25 protein-coding genes and 1 riboswitch are annotated in these 26,100 nt (G+C 54.5%); of the genes, 1 reads left to right on the top strand and 24 read right to left on the bottom strand.

Annotated elements, in window-relative coordinates; translation table 11 throughout:
• Window positions 1-33: 33 nt before the first annotated feature.
• The 5 genes from FHS18_RS06840 to FHS18_RS06820 all read right to left on the bottom strand — a co-directional run bounded on the left by FHS18_RS06840 (window position 34) and on the right by FHS18_RS06820 (window position 4,840).
• A complete protein-coding gene (locus tag FHS18_RS06840) occupies window positions 34-1,263 on the bottom strand; it encodes a peptidylprolyl isomerase (RefSeq protein ID WP_183598302.1) in 1,230 nt (409 codons plus the stop codon).
• 106 nt (window positions 1,264-1,369) lie between these two features.
• Window positions 1,370-2,332 carry a D-2-hydroxyacid dehydrogenase gene (locus tag FHS18_RS06835; RefSeq protein WP_183598300.1) on the bottom strand — a complete coding sequence of 321 codons (963 nt, stop codon included), beginning with the start codon at window positions 2,330-2,332 and terminating at the stop codon, window positions 1,370-1,372.
• Between the two features lie 485 nt (window positions 2,333-2,817).
• On the bottom strand, window positions 2,818-3,276 hold the full coding sequence (locus FHS18_RS06830; RefSeq protein ID WP_183598298.1) for a divergent PAP2 family protein: 459 nt from the start codon (window positions 3,274-3,276) through the stop codon (window positions 2,818-2,820).
• A 105-nt stretch (window positions 3,277-3,381) separates the two neighbouring features.
• Window positions 3,382-3,804: a hypothetical protein gene (locus tag FHS18_RS06825; protein WP_183598296.1), complete on the bottom strand. Its 423-nt coding sequence runs from the start codon at window positions 3,802-3,804 to the stop codon at window positions 3,382-3,384.
• A 250-nt stretch (window positions 3,805-4,054) separates the two neighbouring features.
• Entirely contained in the window at window positions 4,055-4,840 is a 786-nt protein-coding gene (locus FHS18_RS06820) for a glycoside hydrolase family 73 protein (protein ID WP_183598294.1), read from the bottom strand.
• A gap of 236 nt (window positions 4,841-5,076) precedes the next feature.
• Between FHS18_RS06820 and FHS18_RS06815 the strand changes: the two genes are divergently transcribed.
• A complete protein-coding gene (locus FHS18_RS06815; protein ID WP_183598292.1) occupies window positions 5,077-6,474 on the top strand; it encodes a hypothetical protein in 1,398 nt (465 codons plus the stop codon).
• A gap of 78 nt (window positions 6,475-6,552) precedes the next feature.
• Here FHS18_RS06815 and FHS18_RS06810 read toward each other — a convergent pair whose 3' ends face one another.
• The 19 genes from FHS18_RS06810 to panB all read right to left on the bottom strand — a co-directional run bounded on the left by FHS18_RS06810 (window position 6,553) and on the right by panB (window position 25,916).
• Window positions 6,553-7,386, bottom strand: coding sequence for a TatD family hydrolase (locus FHS18_RS06810; protein ID WP_183598290.1), 834 nt, complete (start codon window positions 7,384-7,386; stop codon window positions 6,553-6,555).
• A 12-nt stretch (window positions 7,387-7,398) separates the two neighbouring features.
• Window positions 7,399-8,181, bottom strand: a complete 783-nt coding sequence (locus FHS18_RS06805; protein WP_183598288.1) for an ABC transporter ATP-binding protein — start codon at window positions 8,179-8,181, stop codon at window positions 7,399-7,401.
• On the bottom strand, window positions 8,178-8,954 hold the full coding sequence (locus FHS18_RS06800; protein WP_183598286.1) for an ABC transporter permease: 777 nt from the start codon (window positions 8,952-8,954) through the stop codon (window positions 8,178-8,180). Before FHS18_RS06800 ends, FHS18_RS06805 begins: the two co-directional genes overlap by 4 nt.
• Complete coding sequence (locus FHS18_RS06795; protein WP_183598284.1) at window positions 8,944-9,246, bottom strand: thiamine-binding protein; 303 nt, start codon at window positions 9,244-9,246, stop codon at window positions 8,944-8,946. Before FHS18_RS06795 ends, FHS18_RS06800 begins: the two co-directional genes overlap by 11 nt.
• A 36-nt stretch (window positions 9,247-9,282) precedes the next feature.
• Window positions 9,283-10,365 (bottom strand): ABC transporter substrate-binding protein, encoded by a 1,083-nt coding sequence (locus FHS18_RS06790; protein WP_246427484.1) that lies wholly within the window; start codon window positions 10,363-10,365, stop codon window positions 9,283-9,285.
• Between the two features lie 156 nt (window positions 10,366-10,521).
• A riboswitch (TPP riboswitch) is annotated at window positions 10,522-10,631 on the bottom strand.
• 99 nt (window positions 10,632-10,730) lie between these two features.
• A complete protein-coding gene (locus FHS18_RS06785) occupies window positions 10,731-11,411 on the bottom strand; it encodes a DnaD domain-containing protein (RefSeq protein WP_183598282.1) in 681 nt (226 codons plus the stop codon).
• Window positions 11,412-11,452: 41 nt separating this feature from the next.
• Window positions 11,453-12,751, bottom strand: coding sequence for an asparagine--tRNA ligase (gene asnS / locus FHS18_RS06780; RefSeq protein WP_409348531.1), 1,299 nt, complete (start codon window positions 12,749-12,751; stop codon window positions 11,453-11,455).
• Between the two features lie 54 nt (window positions 12,752-12,805).
• Window positions 12,806-14,005, bottom strand: coding sequence for an acetate/propionate family kinase (locus FHS18_RS06775; RefSeq protein WP_183598280.1), 1,200 nt, complete (start codon window positions 14,003-14,005; stop codon window positions 12,806-12,808).
• On the bottom strand, window positions 14,002-14,874 hold the full coding sequence (locus FHS18_RS06770) for a 3-hydroxyacyl-CoA dehydrogenase NAD-binding domain-containing protein (RefSeq protein WP_183598278.1): 873 nt from the start codon (window positions 14,872-14,874) through the stop codon (window positions 14,002-14,004). The genes FHS18_RS06775 and FHS18_RS06770 overlap by 4 nt, the downstream gene beginning before the upstream one ends.
• Before the next feature lie 271 nt (window positions 14,875-15,145).
• Window positions 15,146-16,660 carry an AAA family ATPase gene (locus FHS18_RS06765; RefSeq protein ID WP_183598276.1) on the bottom strand — a complete coding sequence of 505 codons (1,515 nt, stop codon included), beginning with the start codon at window positions 16,658-16,660 and terminating at the stop codon, window positions 15,146-15,148.
• Window positions 16,653-17,189: a hypothetical protein gene (locus tag FHS18_RS06760; protein ID WP_183598274.1), complete on the bottom strand. Its 537-nt coding sequence runs from the start codon at window positions 17,187-17,189 to the stop codon at window positions 16,653-16,655. The genes FHS18_RS06765 and FHS18_RS06760 overlap by 8 nt, the downstream gene beginning before the upstream one ends.
• 269 nt (window positions 17,190-17,458) lie before the next feature.
• Complete coding sequence (locus tag FHS18_RS06755; protein WP_183598272.1) at window positions 17,459-17,986, bottom strand: cell wall elongation regulator TseB-like domain-containing protein; 528 nt, start codon at window positions 17,984-17,986, stop codon at window positions 17,459-17,461.
• The gene (locus FHS18_RS06750) at window positions 17,986-19,287 is read right to left on the bottom strand and encodes an amidohydrolase (protein ID WP_183598270.1); all 1,302 of its coding nucleotides are present in this window, start codon (window positions 19,285-19,287) and stop codon (window positions 17,986-17,988) included. Before FHS18_RS06750 ends, FHS18_RS06755 begins: the two co-directional genes overlap by 1 nt.
• Window positions 19,268-19,927: a redox-sensing transcriptional repressor Rex gene (locus FHS18_RS06745; protein WP_183598268.1), complete on the bottom strand. Its 660-nt coding sequence runs from the start codon at window positions 19,925-19,927 to the stop codon at window positions 19,268-19,270. Before FHS18_RS06745 ends, FHS18_RS06750 begins: the two co-directional genes overlap by 20 nt.
• A complete protein-coding gene (gene dinG, locus FHS18_RS06740; RefSeq protein WP_183598266.1) occupies window positions 19,928-22,786 on the bottom strand; it encodes an ATP-dependent DNA helicase DinG in 2,859 nt (952 codons plus the stop codon). It abuts the gene before it with no gap.
• Between the two features lie 28 nt (window positions 22,787-22,814).
• On the bottom strand, window positions 22,815-23,561 hold the full coding sequence (locus tag FHS18_RS06735) for a tetratricopeptide repeat protein (RefSeq protein WP_183598265.1): 747 nt from the start codon (window positions 23,559-23,561) through the stop codon (window positions 22,815-22,817).
• A 135-nt stretch (window positions 23,562-23,696) separates the two neighbouring features.
• The gene (gene panD / locus FHS18_RS06730; RefSeq protein ID WP_183598263.1) at window positions 23,697-24,080 is read right to left on the bottom strand and encodes an aspartate 1-decarboxylase; all 384 of its coding nucleotides are present in this window, start codon (window positions 24,078-24,080) and stop codon (window positions 23,697-23,699) included.
• Entirely contained in the window at window positions 24,073-24,966 is an 894-nt protein-coding gene (gene panC, locus FHS18_RS06725) for a pantoate--beta-alanine ligase (protein ID WP_183598261.1), read from the bottom strand. The genes panD and panC overlap by 8 nt, the downstream gene beginning before the upstream one ends.
• Window positions 24,963-25,916 carry a 3-methyl-2-oxobutanoate hydroxymethyltransferase gene (gene panB, locus FHS18_RS06720; protein WP_183598259.1) on the bottom strand — a complete coding sequence of 318 codons (954 nt, stop codon included), beginning with the start codon at window positions 25,914-25,916 and terminating at the stop codon, window positions 24,963-24,965. Before panB ends, panC begins: the two co-directional genes overlap by 4 nt.
• Window positions 25,917-26,100 lie beyond the last annotated feature (184 nt).

Here is a 26,100-nt window from a genome sequence, read left to right as displayed (position 1 = left end):
CTTGATTCAGCAGAGTGGTTCTTGTTGTTCCTGTTATTCCGTTGCCGCGTTCGTGCTCTCGGTCGTTGTATCCGTGCTCTCGGTTGTCGATTCCGTGCTCTCCGTCTCGGCAGCGTCCGTCAGCGTGTTGGTAATATCGGCATCGGCCTTAATGCCCGCAAGCCAATCGCCCGACAACTCGGACACTTTCTGGCTGACCAGCAGCGTCTTAATCTCTTCCTTCTTCTCCTCGAAGGTCGAAGCGACCGCAGCCTTATGTTCCGTCAGCTTAATGATGTGGAATCCGTATGTCGTTTCGACCGGCTCGCTCAAGTCGCCAGGGTTCTTAAGCGCGAATGCCGCCGTTTCGAAAGCCGAGTCCATTACGCCTTTAGGGAAGAAGCCCAGATCGCCGCCGGCTTCCTTGGACGCTTCATCCAGCGTCTTCTCCTTGGCGATCGTCGCGAAGTCCGCGCCTTCTTTCAGCTGCTTCAGGATCTCTTCGGCCTCAGCCTTCGTTTTCACCAGAATGTGCGAAGCTTGCACTTGCTCCTGCGTATCGTAGCTCGCCTTGTTGTCCTCATAGTACTGTTTTACTTGCTCATCCGTCACGCCGGTCTGAGGCTCCAAAATCTTGCGCAGCATGACCTGTTGAGGGACTTGCTCGCGGAACGAGTCCATCGTCATGCCGTAGTTCTGCAGCCACGCATTGAACTCGTCTTCAGTTGTGAAGCTTTTCTTGATCGCCTCGATCTCTTTCTCGATATCCGCATCCGTTACGGCAATTCCGGCTTTGTCCGCCTCTTGCTTAAGCAGTTCATCCGAAATGAGGCTGTCCAGCATCGAGCCGCCGCCGTACGAAATCATCGTGTCATAGAGCTGATCCTTCGTAATCTTCGCGCCATTCACCGTGGCAACGGTCTCGCTGGCCCCGCCGAACGGAGGTTTCACGACTGCGATAACGAGCAGAACGGCAAGGCCGATCGCGACGTACATCCAGCCTTTATTGCCTTTAGCCGGCGCTGCTGCTGCGGGAACTACCGCCGCCGCTTGTTCTACCGCTCCCGCTGGGTCCTGTTGAAGCGCTTCCTTATCTCCAAGTTCTGGCGCTTCGGATTCAAGCTTGTCCCCTTCTTGTTCTACCTGCTCTTCTTGCGCCAGTTGGTCCGAAGGCTGGTCGGCAGACGTCTCCTCGATTGCCGGCTCGTCCTTCTTCAACTGCTCTTGCTCCGTATTTGCTGCTTCATTCTCGTGTTGCGGATCTTTCGGATCTTTCTCGCTCAATTGTAAAACTCCCTTCGAGGTATACGCCCATTGGCTTGTTCACTTAAAACCCACTATAGCAGATGTCAAAAATCCAAACCTTAAGAGAAGATAAAAAGTTAACGTTCTACCTGACATCTACCCGGTTCGTCGGCGTGCCGGCTTGGAATGCGCGAATATTGTCCGTTGCGATCTGCAAGAGACGTCCGCGCGCTTCCATCGTGGCCCAGCCGATATGCGGCGTAATCCAGCAATTCGGCACATGCAAGAGCGGGTGATCCTGCGGCGGCGGCTCAACAGACAGCACATCCAGTCCTGCGCCAGCCAGCTGGCCGTTCCGCAATGCATGAGCCAGATCCGCCTCTACGACATGCCCGCCGCGAGCTGTATTGATAAGGAAGGCCGACGGCTTCATCAAGCTTAAGCGCCGCGCATGGACAAGTCCCTTCGTTTGCTCGGTTAACGGGCAATGGAGCGAGATAAAGTCGGAACGGCGGAACAGATCATCCAGTTCCACATAACTTACGTTCTCGAGCCCATCGATCACGTTGCGCGTCCGGGTCGATACAATGACATTCATGCCAAAAGCAAGCGCCGCCCTGGCAACCTGCCGGCCGATCTGTCCGAATCCGATGAGTCCGAGCGTCTTCCCTGCCAGCTCCTGAAGCGGGTGGAGGCTGAAGGTAAAGTCCGGCGCCGACGACCACTTGCCGCCGTGAACGGCGCTGCTATGCTCCGCCAAGCGATGGCAGTGCTCCAGAATAAACGCAAACACAAGCTGAACGACCGAATAAGTCGAATAATCCGGCACGTTCGAAACGATGATCTGACGCGACGACGCCGCTTCGATATCGACCACATTGTAGCCTGTCGCGAGCACGCCGATATAACGAAGATTCGGCAGCTGTCCCAAGAGCTCGGCAGTAAGCGCCGTTTTGTTCGTGAGCACGATGTCGGCGTCCTGCGCTCTTGCAATCACTTCATCAGGCGCCGTTCGGTCATACACCGTGACGCGGCCCAGTTCATTCAGCTCATCCCAGCTTAGATCGCCAGGGTTCAGCGTATAGCCATCTAACACGACGATGTTCATTGCGATTGATCCGCCTTTAAATTATGTATTTAGAGTAACCTCTTTGCATTATACAGGAAGAATGGCAAGGGCGGGATGACCGTCCCCAAAAATGTTCTTCTCCTGCATGTATAAGATCGGACAAACTGGCAATCCTTAAGATATCGGCGTCGAGAGATGCCGTAGACAACCGCGGAGAAGACTTACGTTTCCCCATAAGCTCTTCGTCCGGTTTCTCCTCTCCCATGAAAGGGACTCCCGAAAGGGGGTCCCGGTTTTTTTATTTCAAGGCACCAACATAATAAATACGCTTCCCCCCCTACCTTTGCTCTCTCCCTCTTAAAAAATGAATTATCCTGCCAATGGTAATTACCGGAATCGCCGGAATCCTTAAGATGACGAAAAACCGCCAGAGCAAATACCCGGCGGTTGAACGACAAAACTGTAACGATATGGCCCGAACCGAGCGGCCCTAGGTGTTGAACATAACGCAAATACGCGATGATTTAGGCAACAAACAGCCAGTGGTACAGAATACTGACTATCGCTCCGAAAAAAGCGCCGGCCAGCACCTCGATCGGCCGATGGCCAAGCAGTTCCTTCAGTTCTTCGCGAGGCGTCGTATCCGAATCATGATGCAGCATCGGCAGCGCTCGGGCGATCCGGTTGATCAGCGAGGCGTGCATGCCGGCATGGCGGCGAATTCCCGCCGCGTCGTACATCGTGATGGCGCTTACGACCGCTGCGATGGCAAAGGCGGACGAGTCTACGCCTTCCGTAATTCCGATTGCCGTCGCCAGCGAAGTTACCGCCGCTGAATGGGAACTGGGCATTCCGCCCGTACTGAAACCGAGCCCGACATCCCACGTCCGGGTTGCGATGAGCTTAATGGGCACCTTGACTATCTGGGCCAGAACGACCGCAAGCAGTGCAGCCATTAAAGGAAAGTTATGGAGTAGTTCCATCGTGCGCGGCCTCCTTTACACCATCGTTCTTCTCTAGGTTGGCCCGGAATGGCAGCATTCATCACGGCCCCTATCATTATGTTCTATATACCCGCATGCTATGGACTATTTTACAACAAATTCTACGCGAGTCCCATCCGGATAATTCTCCAGCTTGGCCTCGATCCACGCGTTCGCTCCGCGGTAGTCGGCATCCGTCACATAAGCGACATCCGCACCTGCTCCGCCCTCCGCGCACATCGCCATCGGCCAGTCGGCCCGTTCGGACCCTTCCTTGGCAGGGAAATCTTTCAAAGCTTCTTCGCGCTTAACGTCCTCTTCTTTGCGCGCGATCGTGCACACCTGCGATTGGCCGGCTGCGACTGCCTCTTTCATATGAGCGGCTGTCTCCGGGTATTGCGAGGCAGGGAATTCCAATGTCAAATCCGAAATTTCGGGATTCTGGGCTTCCGGCATCGTGAAAGCTTTCCAAAAATACATTGCGGCAACGCCCAATGCGACGACGTAAAGAAAAATTCGTTTGTTCATGACTTACTCTCCTGTCTCAACTTCGTATGCAGCATGCGCCATCTTGTAGTATTTCAGAAAAAACCGGCCTCGTCAAACCGGAGCAAACAAGTGAAACGGTTGAAGCCTTCCTCAGGCGGCGAAGCGGGTTTTATTCCGGTCACATAGAGGCCGAAGGATGGCGTGAAACCCTATACTTTCCTGGCTATATGTACAAATAGGACGCCCGCTGCTCCTAAGCGGACATCCTTCGGCAACCTCGCCTCATCATTTACAGCAAACCGGCATTGCGCATGCGCAATACAATCGCTAGCGTGCGCCAAAAATCCAAAGACCCGCTTTTATTCGTAATCAGACCGTCGAGATCGTCCGTACCGAATTCATCGACGAACCATGACGGCGCCGGAAGCTGCGCCTGGCCTTCCACTTGCTTCAGACGGCCATCAACGCTTGTCAGCCAATCCTTCAAGGTGTTCTTGCTGACGGTCAAACTCGCGATCAGCTGCGCCTGCTGGCGGACTGTGGCCGCGAGTTCATCGAAAGCCGCTTTCTCCTCTGCTGTCATCGGTTCCTCTCCTTTCGCTTGGTCATACTGAACGAGCTGATAGCGATCGATTAATGCGATAAGCTTATTCGCATAATTAATGTCCGTTGCATATCCGGCTGCTTGCAAGGCACGCGCCGCGGACCGTCCATCCGTACGGAGCGCCCCGTGATAAATCGAACGATTCCAGGAGACGCCTCTAGCCAGCAGCTGGGAGTGATCGGCTACGCTTTCGCTCCAGCTGTTATACGCGCGGAACCGGGCATTCACGGTATATACCGTTCCGTCCGCCCGTTGCTCCCGGGTCGGCATGAGGACAGAGCCGGCCGGACCGCTGCCTTTGATCCCGAACAAGTTGTTCGCCGAGGCGGCAAGTCCGCTGTTGCCGCTGCTCGATTCCAGAATGCCTTGCGCTATGGTCAAGGAAGCCGGAACACCTGTAGCGGCAGCATTTAGAGCGGCTATCGGAGCAAGCATGGCGATAAACTGCTGCGTGCTATAGAACACGGCCATCTGCCACACTCGTGGCGGGCCATTCGAACATGCGCATGGCGACCCGTCCTTTCTCGCTGTAGAGTTTCTTACGTTAGTTTATGAGAGTTCGCCCCCATGCGTATGGACAGGCATCACGCAACGAGGAAATATTTTGTTTTTCCACCAATGCAAACGCTGTCAAAAGCGACGAACGCCCAGCCTTCTCCCTGCATACGATAAAGCACTATCCGACAAGGAAGAAGAAGGTGTTCGATGTGGAAATTCAGCTTTCCGCACTCCATTGGGTCTACTTGATTTTCATTGTGTTCCTGCTCGGCATGCTGATCAAACGCCGGGATACGACGCTCGTGTGCGTTGTCGGGATTTTCACGCTTGGTCTGATCGCGACGGAAAGCTTAAGCGTCTCGGTTAGCGGCATATTCAACAGTTTCGTGTATGCGATTAAGGAATTGATGGGTACCATTCTCATTATCTCGATCATCGTTGCCATGAGCCGAGTCCTGATTATTACAGGGATCAACGAGACGATGGTTCAGCCGTTAACCCGCTTCATGCGGACGCCAGCCCTTGCCTACTGGGGTATCGGCCTTATTATGATGGTCACTTCGTTCTTCTTCTGGCCGTCTCCTGCCGTCGCCTTGATCGGCGCGGTGCTATTGCCCGTTGCCGTACGGGTAGGCTTGCCGGCACTCGGGGCAGCGATAGCGATGAACTTATTCGGCCATGGTATCGCGTTATCCGGAGATTACATTATCCAAGGGGCGCCGAAGCTGACCGCGGATGCAGCAGGTCTTCCCGTATCCGCCGTTATGCAAGCTAGCATCCCGCTCGTTATCGTCATGGGACTCATTTCAACGGTTGCCGCTTATTGGTTCATGCGCCGCGATATGAAAAATGGCACCTGGCGCGACGGGCTCGTTGCCGGAGCAGGCGCTTCAGGCCTCGGTACGGACGCCAAGGTGGCGCTGCCAGCATCAACGCGACGCACACTTGCCATCCTTATCCCGATTCTATTCGCCCTTGATGTCATCGCGATGTTCGTGCTTGACCTGCAAGGCGGAGATGCGACCGCACTCGTCGGCGGCACGGCCGTCCTTATCCTGATCGCGGTCACGTTGATCGCGCACCGGAACCGCGGGCTGGAAGAGACGACGGCCTACTTGATCGAAGGGTTCCAATTCGGCTTCAAAGTGTTCGGCCCCGTCATTCCGATTGCCGCATTCTTCTACCTCGGCGATGCCGCGTTCACCGAGATGTTCGGCAAAACGCTGCCGGACGGATCGCATGGTATCGTCAATGACCTCGGGGTTGCGCTGGCGAATCATGTGCCGCTGAATGAAGCGATCGGCGCGGTAACGCTGACCGTCACAGGCGCGATTACAGGGCTAGACGGTTCCGGTTTCTCCGGAATCTCGCTCGCGGGATCGGTAGCGCAGCTGTTTAGCTCCGCTATCGGCTCAGGCGCAGATACGCTTACTGCGCTTGGTCAGGTAGCCGCGATCTGGGTTGGAGGCGGCACCTTAATCCCGTGGGCGCTCATCCCTGCCGCCGCCATCTGCGGCGTCAGTCCTTTCGAGCTGGCAAGACGCAACTTGAAGCCTGTGCTGATCGGGCTTGCCGCAACCACCGTAGTCGCGATGTTCCTCATCTAGTCGGTATACGATCGATTCAGCCACGCCATTAAAAAGAGGTCCTCCTAAGCACGGGAGGACCTCTTGATATTGATCAGGTTAACGATCAGATAGGGAATAAAATTGCACGGCATTCCGATACAGCTGTTCGGCGGCCTCTTTTGCATCGATTTCTTTTAACCGGGCAATCGCGGCTGCGACCTCTTGTACCATCCCCGGATTCGTCCGCTCCCCGGCGAACGGCCCCTCGAACGGCCATGGACCATCCGTCTCGGTCATGATCTGGTCCAGCGGATACCGCTTCACGATCGCTTGAATCTCCGGCTCGTACAGCACATCCGGCGTTATGGATATATGATAGCCTTGGCGGATCATGCGCGTTATCGTCTCATCCGACCCCTTGAACCAATGAAAATGGGCTCGTCGCACACCATGCGCCTCAAGAAGCGCAAGCGCTTTGGCGGCATCCTCATACACCGCATGCAGCGCTATCGGAAGATCGTGCTTGGCCGCGAAGTGTATGAAGCGTTCCAGAAGGGCCACATAGCCGGTCTCGTCAAAAGGCATGTCCGCCGCTTCCGCTTCTGTCCGCATATAATACGGAAGACCCACCTCGCCGACGGCAAACGCCTCGCCTGCCTCCGCTCGCTCTTCCATCCAGGCCAGAAGTCGTTCGACTTCTTCTTCGCTCGGAAGCGGCTGCTCCGGATGAAAACCGTAAGCGGGCATAACCTGGCCCGCGTATCGCTCAGCCAGCTCCCGATTGCGCTTGGAAGACGCCAGATGCATCGATACCGCGACGACTGCGTCTACGCCGTTAGCGAAGGCGGATTGCAGCAGCGGCTCCTGCTCCGAAGCTTCATAGAGATCCACATGGATGTGCGTGTCGATCAATGGCACGCCAGATGCGGAACCGTTCGTTGAAAATGTCATTGTTCGTACTCCTCACTTCATCGGATCGGGCGACTGAACCGGACTTAGCAGCGAATAGATATCCAGCTTCAGCTCATTGAACAAGGGATCCTTCCACAACTCTTCGCTGCGAGGTCTGGCGAAAGGAACTTTAATCTCCCGCACGACCGTCGCCGGAGCGGCGGACAGCACGAGGATCCGGTCAGATAACAACAGTGCTTCCTCAATGCTATGGGTGACGAATAGTACCGAACGCCGGTCCGCTTCCCATAACGAGAGCAGCCAGGTCTGCATATGCAGCCGCGTGAGCGCGTCGAGCGCGCCGAACGGTTCGTCCAGCAGCATAAGCTGCTGCGGCGACAGCAACGCCCGCAGGAATGAAATCCGCTGCTGCATGCCGCCCGATAACGTATGGGGATAAGCGTCCCGTTCGCCGGCCAGCCCGATTCTCTCCAGCCATTCCAATGCCAGCTGCCTGGCTTGTTTGCGCTCCATGCCGGCAATTTCAAGCGCCAGCTCAATATTGCGGCTTACCGACAGCCATGGCATGAGCGAAGCTTGCTGCGGCATATAAGCGACGCGTCCCCTTTCGCCCCGGACGAGACCGCCTTCGATGCGAATCTCGCCGGCCGTCGGCTTCTCGAGCCCGCCGATGAGTCGGAACAGCGTCGACTTGCCGCTTCCCGAAGGACCGATCAGGGAGACGAATTCCCCTTCCTGCACGTGCATGGAAATATCGGAGAGGACGGACTTTACCTTCTTACCGTTGGGAAAAATCTTGGATACGCCATTCAATTCAAGTACGGTCTTCGTCATTGGCCCGCTGCCTCCTCTCGCACTTGCCAGCGGAGCGTTAATCGCTCGATCCCTGCAATAAGGCCGAACAGAAGGAGGCTTAGCGCTACGATCATAATAATGCCCGCGAACACGCGGCTGGTCTCCCATCCGTTCGAAGCAAGCCTTATGAAGACGCCAAGCCCGACGTTCGATCCGATCGTCTCTGCGTAGATCGCGCTGATGACGCAGTAGGAGGCGGCGATTTTGAGACCGGTGAACAGATGGCTCAGCGATCCGGGAAGCTCCAGACGCCAGAATAGCTGGCTGCGCGATGCGCCGATCATGCGCATATAGGTCACAAGCTTCTCGTCAGCCTGTCTCAGCCCTGTCAGCATGGAGACGCAGACCGGGAAGAAACAGACCAGAACCAGCAGGATAAGCTTCGGCATGAGGCCAAAGCCGAACCAGATGACAAGCAAGTCGCCCAATACGATAAGCGGAATGTTCTGCGTCAGCACGAGCAGCGGGTAAAGTGCCGTTCGGGCTCCTGGAATAAAATGCAGCAAAGCGGCGAGCACGAAGCCCGCCGCAGTTCCCGCACCGAATCCCAGCAGCGTGATGCGAATCGTTGCTGCCGTATGTTCCATTAATCTTGGCCAAGCTTCTTGCATCTCCGTCCCGATGGCATAAGGCGATGGGAGAATCCACTCCTCAATATTGAACGTCGACGTGACGATCTGCCAGATGAGGAGAAGGCCGGCCATTACCGCTGCCGGCGGCCAGATCAGATGGAACTTTCCTTTACTGGCCATCAGGATATTTCTCCAGCAAGCGGCCCATGGAGGCGCCGTTCTCAGGATTATAATAGATCTTGATCTGCGAAATAACGGATGGGCATCCCATCTCCGCCATCGCCTCGTTCATCTGCCGGACGACTTCCATCAGATGGGTCAGTTCCCCCTCCATCGTCGTCTCGAGCGGCGCTACGCGATACGGAACGCCGCTCGCTTTAATGATCTCGATCGCGCGGTCCACATAAGGAAGGACGCTTGCGCCTCCCGGCGTCGTCGGCAAAATTTGAATACTGAGAAGTGCATTAGCCATGCTGCATTCATCCCTTCTACTTACGAAGTGTACCTTCTATTGCGGCAAAAACTCATTCGTAAACGCCTTCTCGGCGTCCAGTTCCTTGTCCATCAGCTTGTGCTCGTACATCCAATCCGCGTAGTTTTTCCACACGTCCAGCTTCTGTTCGCCCCAACGAGCCGCATCGTCTTGGTACTTCGGACTCAGCCACTTCTGGCTGGCGCGCACCAGGTCCGCGTTCAGATCCGGCTCAGCTTTGATCAGGATCTCGGCCGCATCCTCCGGGTTATCGATGGCGTACTGATAACCTTCCGCCGCACCGGCAACGAACGCCGCTACGATATCCTTCTTGTCTTGTATCATCGATTCGCTCGTCGCCAATACAGGCGTATAATAATCGAGCTTGTCGCTGTAATCCGTCAGATACACCATATTCAGCTTCTCGCCGCGAAGCTCGGCTTCCACGCCTGTCCAAGCGTAATAGATCCAGGCAAAATCAATGTTCCGCTTCACCGCCGTGAAGAAAGCGGCATCGCCGATACTGACGATGTTCACCTTCTTCACGTCCGCCTGCTGCTCCTGCATCAGGGAGTCGATTACGGCCTCCTCGGCAGGCGAACCCCAACCGCCGTACGTTTTGCCTTCGAAATCCTTCGGCGTCTTGATGCCTTTCGCTTCCGGGGAAGCAAAGCCCGACGTATTATGCTGAATGACAGCCGCGAGCGATACGAGCGGCACGCCTTGGATTCGCGCCAGCGTGATGCCTTCCTGATAGCTGACGCCGAATTCCGCGGCGCCTGTCGCTACCATTTTGTCCGCGCCGGCTTCCGTTGGCTGTATAATGTCCACGTCAAGTCCATGATTGCGGAAGAAACCTTGATCACGCGCGACGTAGAGTCCGGTATGGTTCGTGTTCGGCGTCCAATCCAGTACGACCTTCACCTTCGTCAGCGACTTGTCCGCATTCTCGCCCGCAGCAGCGTTGCTTGCGTTCCCGTTCTGCTGCTCGGTCTCGGCCGTATTGCCGGCATTGTCCGCCTTATTGCTTGAACCGCAGCCGGCAAGCGCCAACATGACCATCATCAGCGCTACCGTCATGACCAACCACTTGCTTGTTCTCTTCTTATTCCCCTTCATCTTACCATGCTCCCCTCGATGATCTGGCACCAAACCTTGATGCGACGCAACCATGATCACTTGCCTAGACATAAGAAAAAGCGCCCTCCGATTCAGGAAGACGCTTCGACATTGCTTGGAAAATTACCGGTGCATCGATGTACGCTCGTACATGCGGATAGGCGGTATGTGCAATTCCTACGCTGGCATTATCCAGATCAGGTTATGGGTCGGGACGAACACATTCCCCTCTCAGCCGGATTTCACCAGCTCCCCTTGTTATATGAAACTTGTAGTCGCATTGCTATTATAACAGAATCTTTACATATTGCTAGTTATTTATTCCCAACGCTTACCGAACGGTAAAGCTAATACCGGCTTCAATGTTATCTGGTACCCCCGCCACGGAACTTTTGCGTATGGGCTTTGGCCTCTTCGGTATTCGTTACCCGGTTGCGGCTCCATTCGATCAGGATGCGGTCAATGTAGCGAAAATGCAGCTTACCGGCGAATACCGCTTCCTTCAGCGCAAAACGGATCAGCTCGTCCGGATAGCGGTCTTGATCGATCCAAGCGCTGATCGTCTCGCATTCCATCGGCGACAACGGCCGGCCGAATTCCTGCTCGAATACGGTGAACAGATCGCTCGCTTTCGTCTCTGGAACACGCTCTTCCCTCGCCGCCTGCATCGTTACGCGCGTATCATCGGATAGCCATTCAGCCGAACGAATAATCCAACCGTCCCAGTTGTAGCATTCGGACTGAACGCCGGACACCGGGTCAATATGCTCATCGATCGCCAGCAGCCCTTCCTTCATCAGCTTGCCCAGCAGCTGATGGGTCGTCTTGGCGGTGATGCCAAGGCGTTCCGCCAGCTGCTCCGGCGTAGGGAATTCCACCTGTTCCAGCTGCCTGTACATCATAAGCTGGAGCAGGAGCATAAATTCGGTGTCCGTTAGACCAATCCCGTGATAAGCGCGCAGCAGGCCAGCCGGAACAACGACACTTCCGCCGTTCATGGCAGCCGCCATGCCTCGGGCATAGGCTTTCCACATGTCGTTCTTCATGGTTTCTCCTCCTTAAAGCTCGCTAACACAAGGCCGAACAATTACGGATAGAGTCGGTACAGCATGCGAGGGAACGGAATCGTCTCGCGTACATGATCCAGACCGCAGATCCAAGCTACAGTCCGCTCTAGTCCAAGACCGAATCCGGAGTGCGGTACGGTGCCGTATTTGCGCAGATCCAAGTACCATTGGTACGCTTCCTCAGACAGCTCATGCTCATTGAAGCGCTCTGCGAGCAGCTCCGGATCGTCAATACGCTGCGAACCGCCGATAATCTCGCCATAGCCTTCCGGCGCAATCATGTCTGCGCACAGAACAACCTCTGGACGGTTCGGGTCAGGCTTCATGTAGAACGCCTTGAACGATGCCGGATAGTGCGTAATGAATACCGGCGTAGCGTACTTCTCGGCGATCGCCGTCTCATGCGGCGCACCGAAATCCTCGCCCCATGGAATCTCGAATCCGGAATCGTTCAAGAATTTGATCGCATCGTCGTACGTAATCCGAGGGAACGGCGCTTGAATGGCTTCAAGCTTGGAGATATCGCGGCCGATCGTCTCCAGCTCCTTGCGGCAGTTCGCCAAGACGGATTGCACGACGTAGCTGATGAACTGTTCCTGAACGCGAAGATTCTCTTCATGATCGACGAAAGCCATCTCCGGCTCGATCATCCAGAACTCGATCAGATGGCGGCGGGTTTTGGACTTCTCGGCACGGAACGTCGGGCCGAACGAGTAGACTTTGCCGAGTGCCATTGCGGCTGCTTCCATGTAGAGCTGACCGCTCTGCGTCAGATAAGCATCTTCGTCAAAATATTTGGTGTGGAACAGGTTCGTCGTTCCTTCGCACGAGGATGGCGTCAGAATCGGCGGATCCACGAGCGTGAAGTCTCGCTCGTCGAAGAACCGCTGAATCGAACGGATGATCTCCGCGCGAATGACGAGAATCGCGCGCTGCTTCGGCGTACGCAGCCACAGATGGCGGCGATCCATCAAGTAATCAACGCCATGCTCCTTCGGCGTAATCGGGTACTCCTGCGTCAGCTGGATGACCTCGATGTCCTCGACGATGAGCTCATAGCCGGATTGGCTGCGCGGTTCTTCACGGACGATGCCTTTCACGTAGAGGGAGCTCTCTTGCGTCAGCTCCTTCGCCTTCGTCCATACCTCTTCCGACACTTCGCTCTTGACGAGAACGCCCTGCATGTAGCCGGAGCCGTCACGCAGTTGGAGGAACTGAATTTTGCCGCTGGAGCGCTTCCCGTTCAGCCAACAGCCGATCCATACGGATTGGCCGGCATGTACGCCAGCTTGCTTAATCGTAGTCAATTCCTTGTTCAAGCTTGATCACTCGCTTCCTAAATACATTATGGTCCTAATATCTGTATGCCTGATTTATGCTTTGACCAAACGGTACGTATCGCGCGCGATCAGCAATTCTTCATTCGTTGGCACGACGAGCACCTTCACTCGGGATGCATCCGTCGAGATGAAGCGCGCTTCCTTCGAACGCTGATCATTGCGAGCATGATCCAATTCGACGCCGAGGAACGTAATTCCTTCGCAGACCGCTTGACGGACGATAGAGGAATTCTCGCCAACGCCTGCCGTGAATACGATCGCATCGATCCCGTTCATTGCAGCTGCATATGCGCCGATGTATTTGCGAAGGCGGTATGTATACATGTCGAATGCAAGCTTCGCATGCTTATCCCCTTCCTTCATCGCATCCGTGATCTCGCGCATGTCGCTGCTGATGCCGCTGATCGCTTGCAAGCCGCTGTGCTTGTTCAGCATGGAGCTTACTTCGCTCAACGTCAGCTCTTCCTTGTTCATCGTGAACGGCACGATCGCCGGATCCAAGTCCCCGGAGCGCGTTCCCATCATCAGACCTTCGAGAGGCGTCAGACCCATGCTCGTGTCGAACGATTTGCCATCCAGAATGGCCGTGCAGCTAGCGCCGTTACCGATGTGGCAAGTAACGAGCTTAAGCTCCTCGAGCGGTTTGCCGATCACCTCTGCCGCTTTATTACTGACATAATCATGCGACGTGCCGTGGAAGCCGTAACGGCGAATTTTGTGGCGGCGGTACAGCACCATCGGGATTGGATACAGGTACGATTCTTGCGGCATGCTCTGATGGAATGCGGTATCGAATACAACCGATTGCGGTACGCCCGGCAGATTCGTCTCAACCGCAAGAATACCCATTAGCGCCGGCGGGTTATGAAGCGGCGCAAGATCGATCAGCTTGCGGATCTCCAGCTTCACTTCAGGCGTAACGAGCGTCGACTGTTGGAAGCTCTCTCCACCGTGCACGACGCGATGGCCGACGGCCTTGATTTGGTCCATCGACTTCAGCACCCCGTGTTCCGAGTGGGTCAAGAGGTCGATTACGCGGCGGACCGCTGTGTTATGATCGAGAATTTCGCTCACTTGGCGAACTTCCGGTTTATCCGTCGGCTCATGCGTGACAATGGAAGAATCCATGCCGATCCGCTCGACGCGGCCTTGCGCGAGCACGGATTCGTCTTTCATATTATAAAGCTGGTACTTCAGCGAAGAGCTGCCAGCGTTCATTACAAGAATAATCATACGCGGTCCCCATCCTTGTCGTAGTTGAAAAATCCAATGCCGCTCTTCACGCCGAGATGGCCTGCACGCACCATCTTCTTCAGTACGATCGATGGCCGGTATTTCAGCTCGCCGTATTCACGGAACATACGTTCAAGCGCTGCCAGTACCGAGTCCAGACCGAATCGGTCCGCCATCTCGAACGGCCCATGCTGGAAGGAATAGCCGATCCGCATAGCGCTATCGATATCTTCAGCCGATGCGACACCTTCTTCAAGAACGTGCAAAGCTTCGTTAATGAACAGGCAGATCAGACGCGTCGTCACGAATCCAGGCGATTCGAATACCATGACGCCCTTCTTCTGAATGATCTCCTCGACAAAATACTTCGTACGCGAGAACGTGTCGTCGCTCGTCTTCAAGCCGCGTACAATTTCAACCAAATCGGTCTTCATAACCGGATATACGAAGTGCATGCCGATAACGCGCTCAGGATAAGCGGTTACGCCCGCAAGCTCCGTCAAGCTGAGCGTCGACGTATTGCTCGCCAGAATAACATTCGGCCCGCACAGGCGGTCCAGTTGATCGAACACGATTTTCTTGCTCTCCAGATCCTCGGAAATCGTCTCGATGACGATCTCGCAACCGGATAACTCGCCCATCTTCTCGATCGGATGGATCCGGTTCATGACTAACTTCTTCTCCGCTTGCGTCAATGCCCACTTCTCGATTTGCTTATCCAGGCTCAATTCAATCGATTGAATCGCAGCAGCCAGACGTTCTGCAGATTGTTCAATTACATATACGTCAAGTCCTTTGAACGCGAGCATTTCCGCGATTCCTTGCCCCATGGTTCCTGCGCCAATGACGCCAACTTTTCGAACGTTCACGAATCATTCCTCCATCGCAGCAGATCGGTATATTTGTAGTATAGATGTTGATCCGCTATCTATCCGCCTAATATTATAGCGGTTTTGAAGCATGGGGGCTAGTCGCACAACAATGTACACTTTAAGACATTATTGTGAACATAGTCTCAATTATTAGACAATAATGAATAATCCTATCGACCAAAAGTCCAAGTTTATCGACAAGATGGACAAAAAGAAGACGGCTGCATGCCGTCTTCTCCGTTTCGTACAATTGGTTGTCTACCGGCGATTAAGCCGATTGCATTTCTTCCGCCGCAACGGGATGGCCGAGCAGCTCGCGGAATCGTTCGCCGCTGATCGTTTCTTCCGCAATCAAGACGCCCAGCGAATCCAGGAACACCTGGCGCTGCTCGCTTAACATCATTTTGACACGGTTCATCAGCTCTTCGAGAATCACGCCGTTCACATGCGCCCACTTGTCGGGGGTCATCATCGAATTGTCGACAATGCCCATCTCGGTCAGACCGGATTCGACCATCGAACGTACAATGCTCATCGCTTGATCAAAGTCGCCTCGCGATCCTGTGCTCCGGTCCCCGTAGAACAGCTCTTCTGCCGCTGCGCCGCCAAGGGCAATCATGATCTGGCCTTCCAGGAAGGCTCTCGTGTACAAATAACGGTCCTGCTGCGGGTTGTGACGCACATAACCGAGCGCTTGACCGCGCGGAGAAAGCGCCACCTGCGATACGCTGCCTGGGCGAACCAGTTCCGCTGTAATCGCATGGCCAAGTTCATGCAGCGCCACGCGCTCGCGCTCTTCCTTCGTCGCTTCACGATCCGTCTTCTCGCCCATCATCACTTTATCGATCGCCATGGACAAGTGGCGGTTCGAGATCGTATCGCTCTCTTCGCGAAGCGCGTAGATCGCCGCTTCGTTCATGACGCTCTCAAGCTGTGCGCCCGAGAAGCCGTACGACTCTGCCGCCACCTTCTCCATATCCGTATCCGGCGCGAGCGGCTTGTTGCGGGCATGGATGCTCAAGATATGCGACCGGCCTTTTTTGTCCGGCAGATCTACGCCGATGTGGCGGTCGAAACGACCTGGACGAATAAGCGCCGGGTCCAGCATTTCCTTGCGGTTCGTCGCTGCAATAAGCAGAATACGCGGCGATTCCGTCGTATGAATGCCATCCATCTCGGTAAGGAGCTGGTTCAGCGTCTGATCGTATTCCCGATGCTGGCCGCCGTCGCGCTTGCCGCCGATAACGTCAATTTCGTCAATGAACACGACTGCGCTTGTCTTGTTCGCTTTAAGCGCCTTCTGGCGGGCGTCCTTAAACAGATCGCGAATCCGGCTTGCGCCGACGCCGACATACATCTCCACGAACTCCGCGCCAGAGGCCGCTACGTAGATGGAGTCCGTATAGTGCGCCGCTGCTTTGGCCAGCAACGTTTTGCCGGTTCCCGGAGGTCCGGTCAGCAGGATGCCTTTCAATGGACGAATGCCCATCTTCGTAATCTGTTCTTCATGAACGAGAAAATCCAGCGCCTCGATCAACTCCTGCTTGGCGCGTTCTTGCCCTCCGATTTCATCGAAGGACAGCGGCTCCGGAGGACGGACCTTACCTCTGCGTTCGCCGCCAACCGCGGCCAAATTGCCGCGTGTCCGGGCAAAATAAATCACGCCCGTCAGAATCGCCGCCGACATAACGATCGGCATAATATTAATTTGAACCACGAATTGCAGGAAGATGATAAGGACCGGAACAAAACCGATGGCAATCTCTTTACCGTAATTACGCATTCGGCCACACCCCCATTTGTTCAGGTGTACGCGGCAGGATCACATACTTCGCTGCTGCGCCATGTTTGAGCGTGATATAGACATTCATATCGTCCATCTCCGAAGTTGCCGTTACGCCTTCATACTTGCTCTCGATCTGCTCCATAGCCGTCGGAATACCCGTATATTGGCGAGTCTCCATCGCTTGCGCAATATTGAAGAGCACCGAGGACCAAATATCGTTAAGGATTTCGTCGGATTTGGAATTATCAATCTGCAGCCTCAGTTCACGGTCACCGATGACATGCTCGCCTTCAAGTAAAATCGTATCGTATACATCACGGATATTGGCATCGTTGTCCAGCTTGAGCGAGACCGTCACCGCATCGCGCTGTACATTCGGCACGGCTTCCGTAACGCCGGGGACGTCCACAAGAATCTGTTCCAGCGGCTGAACCGTAGCCACGTTCTGATAAGCAAACCAACCTCCGACGAGCAAACCCGCGGATATTACAGCAGTTACGACAGTCGGCATAATACGTATATTCATGGCTTCAAGGCCCCCTTTTCGCAAGTTGCCGTTCTATTGATCATCTGTCAGCTACAACGTTATCTACACGGAACATCTATACGAAAGTATATCATAGATTGCAGCACGGACCAGTCTGAAACTGCTGGCAGTTTTGCCAGCCGTCAGTTAGATTGGTTTGATCGGCCATATGGCTGACCAGCAATACCATCAATATACGCAGCATCGCTAGAAACGGCAAAAAGCTGCTGCAGGAAGTCTGCAACAGCTCTTGATCTTGTTCAAATGGCTTATTGTTTCGGCAGATTATACGTGATGATATAACCGCCGTCGTTGTAGCGATAGAAGTCGTAATAATAGGTTTCGACACCCGCCTGGTCACGGGAATAGAACAGTTCCCATACCGGTTGGCCTTCCAGGAGGCCCACTTGCATATGCTCGAGATCGGCATCCGGCTTCGATTGCTGGAATTGCTCCTTAAGCTCGGCCCGTGCGATGCCCTCTTCCTTCTTGCGGATGATCGGTTGTCCGCCCTCTTCCGGCAGCCAAGCGATTGCCGCATCACCGTCAGCGTCCTTGCCAAGTACGATCCAAGCGGTTGTATCCCATACATACTTGTAGGCGCTGGATGAATCATGCAGGCCTGCATTCTGCTCGGCCGCTGACTTGGCGGCATTCTCTTCTTCCCAGAAAGGCGATTGGACATGCCAATAATAAGCGTTGATGCCGATTATGATCGTTAGAAGCCCCGTAACGGAGGCCAGAACAATCCGCACCGGCGTCCAGAACGGCTTGCGTTTACGGCGAACAGTGCGCATTAACGACCCAGCAGCCTTTCGAAGCTGCGTTGCGATTCCGCCTTGATCTTCTCCTCGTCGAGCAGCAGGCATGTCCCTGATTTGACGACCTGGCGGCCATCGATCCAGACATGCTTAACATCGCGTCCGGAGCCGCTGTACACCAGATGGGAGATCATATCCGTCTGCGGGTAGAAGTGCGGTTGGTCGATATCGATCGCAATGAAGTCCGCCTTCATGCCGGATTTCAGCACGCCGAGCTGATCCTCCTGCCAGATCGCACGCGCCCCATAGACTGTTCCCATCCGCAGCGCTTCAATGGCTGGAACGGCTGTCGGATCGCCGGATACGCCTTTATGGATGAGCGCCGCGAGGCGAATCTCGTCGAAGACGTCCAGATTGTTGTTGCTGGCTGCGCTGTCCGTTCCGAGCGATACCGTAACGCCTGCCGCTAGAAGCGCTGGGACGCGCGCGACGCCGCTGGCGAGCTTCAAGTTAGAAGCCGGGTTATGCGAAACCGCAACGCCGCGGGCAGCCATGAGCGCAATCTCTTCGTCGTTAAGATGGACCGCATGCGCCACGAGCGAAGGACGCGAGAAGAAGCCAAGCTTGTCGAGATGCTCGACTGGGCGCGTACCGTAATCGTTGACGTTCTGCTGCACTTCAGCCGCGGATTCCGACATGTGGATATGGAGCGGCAAATCCAGTTCATGCGCGGCTGCAACGATCCGCTCAATATAATCCGGCGGACAGGTATAAGGCGCGTGAGGCGAGAGCATCGTGCGAATGCGTCCATCGGCCTGATTGTTCCATTCCTTCGCGAACTGCTTCGCTTCTTCCAGCTTCGCGGTTTGTTCTTCGGGCGAGCACAGTCCAATGACGCCGCGTGTCAGAACGCCTCGCAAGCCGGATTGTTCCACGACTTTGGCCAGAATCGGCATCCGGTCGTACATGTCCACGAAGGTGGTCGTGCCCGACTTCAACATCTCCAGCGCAGCTAGGGAGTTGCCCCAATGCGCGTCTTCATCCGTATAGCGGCCTTCCATCGGCCACATCTTCTGCTCGAGCCAGACTTGCAGCGCTTCGTCATCCGAATAGCCTCTTAGGAGCGACATCGCGGAATGAGCGTGCGTATTGATAAGCCCCGGCATAAACAACAAGCCTTGGCCGTTGAGGCGCTCTGCCTGTTCAGGCTCCGGCTGAGGCGCTGCTTCTCCTATGTAAATAATACGGTCGTTCTCGACGACCATATGTCCTTTCACGACAGGCTGCTGCTCATCCATCGTGACAAAAATGCCATTCTCAATCCACAAGCGGTTCATCCTCTGAATCTCCTTCTTTCTCCAAATAATACGCAAGGCTTAACAAATCTCTTGTAAAATCCGCATAGTGGATCCGCACATGGTCCGGCACGCGGAGAATGACAGGCGCGAAGTTCAGAATGCCCTCCACGCCCGCTTCCACGAATCTGTCCGCAACATTCTGCGCTTCGAAGAATGGTACCGTAATGATGCCGATCCGAATGTTCAGCGCCTTAACCGTCTCGCTGAGGCTATCCATCGAGAGCACAGGCAATCCATTAATGCTCGAGCCCACAATGGACGGATGGGCATCGAATACTGCCGTAATCTTCATATTATCCTTCAAATACGTATTATAATTGCAAAGCGCCCGTCCCAAATTACCAGCGCCGACCAGGCCGACGCTGAGCGGCTGGTCCAGCTTAAGGATCTGCCTGATCTTCTCGATCAAATAAGAGACGTCATAACCGATCCCTTTGCGCCCGAACTCGCCGAAATAAGCGAGATCCTTACGAATTTGAGCCGGATTGAGATCGAGTTTATTGCCGAGCTCCTGCGATGAGACGGTCTGGATGTCCCGCTGCTGCAGATCACCCAATACTTGCAAATAGACCGGAAGCCGTCTAACGACAGCTTCAGAAATTTTGAACGACTTTGTCATTTACACTTCACCTCTTCCAGCGGACAGCCACTGCCGAATCCGGGGCACGATTTGATCCAAATGCATCGTCTCGATCTTGGGCCCAGGCAGGGAATACAAGAAATACTTGCCATAATAAGAATCGATCACGCGCGTGTCATAAATTAATACGATGCCTTTGTCTTGCGAAGTGCGAACTAACCTGCCGAAGCCTTGTTTGAATTTGATAACCGCCTGCGGTACCGATAGTTTGATGAACGGATTCTGTTTCTGCTGCTGAAGCATCTCGGATTTGGCCTCGATGAGCGGATGATTCGGCGGCTGGAACGGGAGTCTGACGATCGCCAGGCAGGTCAACGCGTCGCCTGGAATATCGACGCCTTCCCAGAAGCTGCTCGTTCCGAGGAGGACCGATGCCGTATTCTGCTGAAATCGCTTCGTCAGTTTGCTCCGGTTGCCGCTGTCGATCCCTTGCCCGAGTACTTGAATACCATGCGCCGCTAACGCTTCCTTAAGCGGATCGTAGACCTGCTTGAGCATACGGTATGACGTAAAGAGGACGAGCATTCGGCCCTTCGTCTCTACGGCCGATTCCGCAAGCGACTTCACGAGCAGCTCGTTGAATAGCGGATCGCCGGCAGCTCCCTTCAAGACCGGTAAGTTACGCGGAATCACGACAAGCGCCTGCTCGCGGTAATTGAACGGAGACGGCAGCTGAACGGTGCGAAGCCGGCCGCTTTTCTCATCCGGTCCAAGCCCAAGCTGCTCAGCGGCATACTGGAACGACTTCTGAACGGATAGCGTCGCGGATGTAAGCACCACGCTTTTCTTCGCTTCGAAGAAGTACATTCTCAGCTGCTCGCTAACGTCTGCGGGAACCGAATACAGATGAATCGATTTTGCCCGGAAATTCGTATTCGCTTCTAGCCAATAGACCACGTCGGCCTTGTCGGCCTTCATGAAGGCGCGAAGCTCGTCTCTGGCCCTAGTCAGGTCCTTAACGGTTCCGCTAAGATCGGTGACCATGGCAACGAGCGATTGGTCGTCGAGCTCATCTTTCATTTCGGTGAATATTTTGTCGAGCGAACGAACGATTTTGCTGAGATAGCCATGTACCGCTTCTTCAATGATTTGCGCGTCATTCCACTGCTTCGGCAATTCTTGATGCCTCAATCGAAGCACAAGCTGGCCGGTCTCCGTCGTATCCGACGATCCTCTGCCCATCATGCCGTACAGCAGCTCGAACAGCCGGTCCCACTCATCGCGCAAATCGCCGAAGTCAGGTACGACATCGTCGATCGTCTCCCGCCACGCGAGCGACTTCTCCCCCGTCTCGCTTGCCAGCTTATGCATCAGCTGTATGAGTTGGCCGTTACGGGCGTCTTTGCATAGCCGGAATACCGGATGCTGTACGGAATGATACGATAGCTGCGTGCCTAGATGCTTGCCCGCTACTTCTTCCATATGGTGCGCTTCGTCTACAATCAGATGCTCATAGCCTGGCAGCAGCCGATGGTCTGCTCGGATATCGGTGAACAGCATGGAGTGATTCGTAATGACCACGTCAGCCAGATTGGCTTCCTGCTTGGCGCGGTGGTAGAAGCAGCGCTTGAACCATGGGCAGCTGCGATTCAAGCAGGAATCGGCGTCGCTTGCGACCGTCGACCAGAAGTCTGCTCCCTTGTTGCCGAAATTCAACTCCTCCTGGTCCCCGTACCCCGTCTCCGATAGCCATACGACCATCTGGGAAGCGGTAATCCGGTCTTCATTCGGAGATGCGAAGTCTTGCATATTCACTTTATTCTCGAATTTGCGCAGGCACATATAGTTGCCGCGCCCTTTGAAGATAGCTGCACGGAACGGATAAGGCATGACCGACTGCAAGAGCGGGAGATCGCGTTGGCGAAGCTGCTCCTGCAAATTAATCGTGTGCGTGCTGACGACTATCTTTTTGTTCTGCTGGATACCATAGAACAGAGCCGGGATGAGGTAACCAAGCGATTTGCCTGTCCCCGTCCCCGCCTCAATGAGCAAATGCTGGTCCTGCTCCAGCGCAGCCAGCACCTCTTGAAACATCATATTTTGAGGCTCGCGTTCCTCGTAACCCGGAATTTGCGCCTTAATGTTCGCTTTTAAGTACGTGAGGAACTGGTCGAACGTCCAATCCGTTACCTCTGCCTCCAAGCCCTCGCGCGGAGGCTGTTCGTCCGTCCAATCGCCTGCCTGCATGGCGAACTGGCGGAAGTACTGATAGGCGTCCAGATCGACGGAGCCCATCATCTCCTTACGCACGGCAATCTTATTCACGAACCAGCCTAGATCGTCAATCTGATCGCCAAGTAATGAAGCTAACCGTTGCAACGTTAAGAGCGGCATCTGCTCGAGCTTGCGGAAGCAGAGCGCGAACAACTCCGCCGTTGCGATCGCATCGCTGTCAGCGCGATGATGATGATCATGTTCAATGCCGAAAAATTCGGTAACCGCGCCTAGTTGATACGTTGTCAGCGTCGGATATAGAATCCGCAGCAGATCGATGGTATCAAGCCTTCTGCCCGTAAATGGCAAGTAACCGCAGCGGTCAAGCGCGTTATTCAAGAAGCCTGCGTCAAAACCGACATTATGAGCGACGAGGACAGCGTCGTCGAGCAGAGGAATGAGCTCCAGGAGCACTTCCTCCGCCGACTTCGCATCTTCGACCATCGACTCGTCAATGCCCGTTAATTGCGTAATGAAAGCTGGTATCGGTATGGTGGGCTTGACGAAGCTGCTGTATGTGCGAACCGTCTGCATCGCCTCGTCAAGCAGCACCAGGCCGACTTGTATGATTTCATCGCCGGCGCCATGTCCGGTTGTTTCGAGATCTAATACCGCATAATTCATGTTATCGTTTCCTGGTCCTCTCCCAAGACTAGAGCTGCCCGCTTCCGAAATATAAGGATAAGTGCCCTTTGTGGTCCTGACATGATTTCAAGTTGGACAACGGATCGGTGAATCCCGGATCCGTCTCGTGTGCCTTGAGGAAATAACGCTCAGCCTGCTCTAGGTTCATGCGTATCGCTTGAATACAGCCAAGCGCGTTATAACCGAGCGCGCGCCACTTCGGATGATCGGTCAATTCGACGAGCAGCTGAAAATGACGCTGGGCTTCGGGCCAATCCTGCAAATGCATATACGTCATGGCCAAAAACAACCGTGCCCTATTATCTTCGGGCGCTGCCGCAACAGCTTGTTCAAAATGAAGGGCTGCATCTTTGAACATGAAGAGCTTGAAGTATCCTTGGCCTTTAGCAATCGACTGCGCTTCTTGCTGCTGTGCCGTTTCCCCTGTGCAGTTCGGCGTTGCCTTGGCAGCGGCAAGCGGAGCTGCCGCGAGATTCAGCTTCTGCGCGGCGACTGCCGGCTGCATCGGGTTATGCTCGTGCTCATGATCAGTTAGAGGCAGTTCCATCTTCTGCACCGGATCACGATGAGTGTCACGGAATTCCGCTAACTTCTCTTCGAACGTCAGCCATTCCTCAATGAAGGTATCACTCATTGATTTTAACATGGATAACTGTTCGAAGTATTGCTTCTTTTGTTCTACGCCAGCTTGGCCATAATGACTCATGATGTCGTCAAGCAATTCGTGCATCGTTGCGAATACATGCTGGAACATCGCCTGCATCCCCACCTTTTCACGCTTTGTTTTAGGATGAAATGTTATGCTCATTCTTTGCGTGGGGGGAGCTTTTCATACTACATGGCAGCTGTTATACAAAAGCGCCAAATGCATGCGGCTCAGGCTTAAGCATTAGACGATCGTCGCATGAACCTCTTCGTATTGCGTCTCGATCGGCTTGTTGCCCGCATCCATCAGAACCACTTTCGGCTTATAGCTGCGCGCCTCCTCTTCGGTCATCATGCCGTACGAAATAATGATGACGTTATCGCCTGGTTGCACCAGCCGGGCTGCTGCGCCGTTCAGACAGATTACGCCCGATCCGCGCGGACCTGTTATGACATAAGTTTCTAGTCGAGCGCCATTATTATTGTTGACGATTTGAACCTTTTCATTGGCCCAAATATCCGCAAGATCCATTAAATCCTCATCGATGGTAATGCTGCCGACATAATTCAAATTCGCTTCGGTTACGGTTGCCCGGTGAATTTTGGATTTCATCATCGTTCTATACATGTATGCCACCTCCACGGAGTTCCAATAAACGATTATCGATCAGCCGCGTACGGCCGAATTTGACAGCGAGTGCGATGATAAGCTTTCCTTCATAATCGGAAAGGTCTGCCGCTGCATCCGGTTCTTCCAGATCGGGATACGTCAATATTTCGGCATAGTCAATCTCCGCAAGCGACGCCTGTCCGATCGACGATTCTATTTTATCCGATAGCGCGCGTTTCGTCATGCCCGGAGTTTTCACCCAGGTTTCCGCCGCCTTAAGCGTCTGCGATAGAATAACGGCTTGCGCCCGCTCCTCTTGGCTTAAATAAACATTCCTCGAACTGAGCGCAAGCCCGTCAGCTTCCCGTACGGTCTCGCAAGGAACGATCTCCACCGGGATGTTCAGATCTTCGGTCATCCGCTCGATGACGGCCACCTGCTGCGCGTCTTTCATGCCGAAATAGGCGCGATCGGGCTGCACAAGGTGGAACAGCTTGCTGACGACGATGCCGACGCCGTCGAAATGCCCGGGACGGGAAGCGCCGCACAGACGCTCCGTCACCTCGCTAATCAAGATCTTCGTGACCGGCTTCTTCGGATACATCTCGGCAACCGAAGGCATGAAGACCAGGTCGATGCCATTGGCCTCAGCTAGGGCCAAATCACGCTCCGCATCACGCGGATAGCGGTCAAAATCTTCATTCGGTCCGAATTGCAGCGGATTGACGAAGATGGATAAGACCGAATACTCGCATTCGGCCTTCGATCTGCGCATCAGGCTGGCATGCCCTTCGTGTAAAAAACCCATCGTAGGAACAAATCCGACCCGCGCCGTGGAAGGAGCGGACTCCCTCCACTCCTTCAGCGCTTGTTTCAATTCTGCTATTGTCGTTGCGACGATCACGCTTTGACGCCTCCCTGATGCTGCAGTTCTTTCTCCTGCACTTGTTCGTTGCCCGGTTCTGGCTGCTGCTGCGCCGCTTGAGGATCTGCAGCGGCGCTTCCCGCTCCGCCGTAGAGATTCGAAATCTCGACCGACGGTTCTACAACACCGAACGCGTGCTGCTCCGCAGGGAATACGCGCGCTTTAACTTCCGAGACGTAGCTTCCAATCGCCGTGCGAATCGTCGAACCGATATCGGCGTACGTTTTCACAAACTTCTTCTCCCGGTAAGGCGAAGCATATTGCAGCAGGTCATGGAAGACGAGCACTTGGCCGTCACAAGCACGTCCTGCACCTATTCCGATCGTCGGAATGGAAAGTTCCTTCGTAATACGTTCTGCGAGCGGCTCCGTTACAAGCTCCAGCACGACCGCGAACGCGCCGGCGGCTTCCAGCGCCTTTGCATCATCGATCAGCTGCTGAGCTTCCTTCGGAAGTTTGCCCTGCACTTTATAACCGCCCAGCTGATGGACGGATTGCGGCGTCAAGCCAATATGGCCCATTACCGGAATACCTGCTCTTACGAGCGCGGATACCTCATCGGCAATATCGGCTCCGCCTTCCATCTTCACGGCGCTTGCCAGCCCCTCCTGCATCAGGCGAGCGGCATTGCGCAGCGTCGTCTCAATACCAAGACGATATGTCATAAAAGAAAGATCTGCGACGACGAACGTATTCGTTGCCCCTCTAACCGTGGCGCGTGTATGGTAGACCATGTCATCCAATGTGACCGGAATGGTTGTATCGTATCCAAGCACAACGTTGCCCAGCGAATCGCCCACCAGAATGATATCGATCCCGGCTTCCTCCGCGAGCTTCGCAGACGGGTAATCGTAAGCGGTGAGCATGGTGATCGGTTCCCCCGCTTGTTTCATCTTTTTCATCTTCGTAATGGTCAATGCTTGTTTCATCGTTGTCGTCCTCCTTCAAGGATTAGGGTAAACACAAAAAAACCTTTTAGCCGCCGCTAAAAAGGTCCCAAATCAAAAAGGAGCATCTTTCGCTGCTTACGCAAGCTTCCTTCTGTCTCGGTCCCTACGGCTCAGAGCAGAATACGCAATGCCATGCAATTGACGTATTAACTTCAACCGAGGC

The sequence above is a fragment of the Paenibacillus phyllosphaerae genome, from assembly GCF_014192105.1.
GTDB classification, from domain to species: Bacteria; Bacillota; Bacilli; order Paenibacillales; family Paenibacillaceae; genus Paenibacillus_Z; species Paenibacillus_Z phyllosphaerae.
This window is presented reverse-complemented; position numbering and strand designations above follow the sequence as displayed.